At 66.7% G+C, this 2,392-nt stretch carries 3 protein-coding genes; all 3 read right to left on the bottom strand.

The features are described 5' to 3' along the window. The coding region (locus F6X39_RS35930; RefSeq protein WP_187620127.1) for an MFS transporter at nt 1-461 on the bottom strand (461 nt) is incomplete at its 3' end. A gap of 12 nt (nt 462-473) precedes the next feature. Next, nucleotides 474-1,649, bottom strand: a complete 1,176-nt coding sequence (locus F6X39_RS35925) for an HlyD family secretion protein (protein WP_187620128.1) — start codon at nt 1,647-1,649, stop codon at nt 474-476. Nucleotides 1,650-1,705: 56 nt separating this feature from the next. Then, nucleotides 1,706-2,392 (bottom strand): efflux transporter outer membrane subunit (locus F6X39_RS35920; RefSeq protein WP_187620126.1); only part of this gene is annotated, 687 nt, incomplete at its 5' end.

Raw genomic sequence — 2,392 nt, 5'->3', positions numbered from 1 at the left:
GTCGTCATGCTCCACAGGCCAAGCGCCGCGGCGGCCTTCTCCTTCGGAAAGATGCGCAGCAGCAGGGTTTGCGAGAGCGGCATGAGCGGGCCGCCCGCGAGCCCCTGAAACACACGGTACAGGATCAGCGTGCCGAGGGAAGTCGCCATCCCGCACAATGCCGAACACAGTCCGAACATGATCAGCGCCGTGATGAACACGCGCACCGTCCCGAAGCGGCTCGCAAGCCAGCCGGTCAGCGGCACGGTGATCGCTTCGGCCACCGCGTAGGACGTGATGACGTACGTGCCCTGGCTGGTCGAGGAGCCGAGTGCACCCGAAATGGTCGACAGCGACACGTTCGCGATGGTGCTGTCGAGCACCGCGACAAAGTTGGCGGCGGCGATCATCACCGCCGCGAGAATCAGCATGGGGCCGGACAGCGGCGGCAATGCGATGTCATTGACCTGACTGGAAGACATGGCGGCGCATCCTTAGTGTGCGGGCGCGTCGTTGCCGCCGCGCGTGTCGACCGTCGCTTCCATCGACAGGTTGATGCCGAGAGGATGCGCGCGAAGCTCGGCCGGATCGATCCTGACGCGCACCGGCAGGCGCTGCACGACCTTGATCCAGTTGCCGGTCGCGTTCTGCGCGGGGATCATCGCGAACGCGGAACCTGAACCGCCCGAGAAACCCTCGACCTTGCCGTGATAGACGACCTTGCTGCCGTACAGGTCCGACTTCAGTTCCACCGGCTGACCGATGTGCACCTTGCCGAGTTGGGTTTCCTTGTAATTCGCATCGACGTAGACGGATTCGATCGGCACGACTTTCATCAGGGTGGTGCCGGTCTGAACGCGCTGACCCACCTGAACCTGGCGGCTCGCGACGACACCGTCGACCGGCGCGCGCAGCACGGTGCGTTCGAGATCGACGCGGGCCTGATCGCGCTTCGCGCGTGCGAGCAGGACTTCCGGATTGGTATCGACCGTCGTGTCCGCAATCAGCACCCTGTTCGCCTCGAGCGAGCCGACTGCGGCATCGCGGCTTGCCTTCGCCTGCGAGGCCGCAGCGCGGGCTGCGTCGAGCGCCGCCCTGGCGGTGGCAGATGCAGCGCGCGCGTTGCTCAGCTCTTCGCCCGATACGCTGCCGGTGTGGGCTAGCACTTCGCGACGCTGCAGGTCGATCGCCGCGCGGTCAAAGTCGGCCTGGGCTGACGCGATCTGCGCGGCCATGCGGGTTTCGTCCGCTGCGCGCGCACTGACTTGCGCGGCCAGTTGCGTGTCGGTGGCGACATAGCCGCGCACCTTGCGTTCGGCGCGGCCCAGATCAGCTTCGGCCTGCGCCAGCGCAATCTTCGCGTCGGTGTCGTCGACGACGGCCAGTACGTCACCTTGATGAACCCGCTGCGTATTCACGACCGGCACGCTTTTGACGATGCCGCTGACCGCCGGCGTGATCGATGCGACTTCGGCTGCGGTGTAGGCGTTGTCGGTCGACACGTAATGCGACGCGACGAAGTGCCAGTAGCTCGCGTAGCCGAGACCGGCGACGAGAATGGCGCCGCCGAGCAGCGCGAACAGCTTCTTGCGGTTCGAAGGGGGAGCGCCGGCCGCAGCGCCGGTATCGACCGGAGCAGCGGAAGCAGCGGAAGCGGGCGAGTCCGGCATCAGCGACTCGCTGGTTTTGACGAATTGGGTTTCAGACATGATCGGAGTCCTTGAAATCAGCTTTGCTTGTTGGGATGGGTTGCGTCGGTCGTCGCGGCCGGCGTGCTGGCCTGAAAGCCGCCGCCGAGTGCGCGCACGAGCGCGACATCGAGCGAGAAGGTGCGCGACTGGATATCGGCGAGCTGGCGCTGCGCGGAAGTCATCGTGTCGGCGGCGTTCAGCACTTCGAGATAACCGGCAAGGCCGGCGCGATAGCGATCGAGTGCGACGTGGTGCGCCTGGGCGGCGTCGTCGTAGGCGGCTTGCGTCGCTTGCAGCCGGTCCGCCAGCGCGCGTTTGCTTGCGGCAACGTCGGCCACGTCGTGCAGCGCCTTCGTCAGCGTTTCGTCGTAGTTCGCGACCGCCTCGTCGTAGGTCGCCCGCTTGCCGCGCAGTTCGCCGCGCAAACGTCCGCCATTGAAGATGGGCAGCGTGATCGCCGGCCCGAAGTTGCCGGCCAGCGAAGCCGCGTTCGTCAGCATGTTCAGGCCAAGCGACTGGAAGCCGATCGACGCGCCGAGCGTGACGTCCGGGTAAAACCCGGCTCGCGCGACGTCGATCCGCTTCGCCGCCGCCTCTACGCGCAGGCGTGCAATGACCACGTCCGGGCGACGGCCAAGCAGGCCGAGTCCAAGGTTGGCGGGCATGCCGGCAGGCTGGGTCAGATCGACGGCCGGCCGTGCGATGCGCAAGCCGCGGTCGGG

It is taken from the genome of Paraburkholderia sp. UCT2 (assembly GCF_014397665.1).
Classification (GTDB): Bacteria; Pseudomonadota; Gammaproteobacteria; order Burkholderiales; family Burkholderiaceae; genus Paraburkholderia; species Paraburkholderia tuberum.
This window is presented reverse-complemented; position numbering and strand designations above follow the sequence as displayed.

Excerpts from the sequence above, each read along its gene's own strand:
- F6X39_RS35925 (WP_187620128.1), bottom strand. The coding sequence starts at position 1,649 with ATGCCGGACTCGCCCGCTTCCGCTGCTTCCGCTGCTCCGGTCGATACC.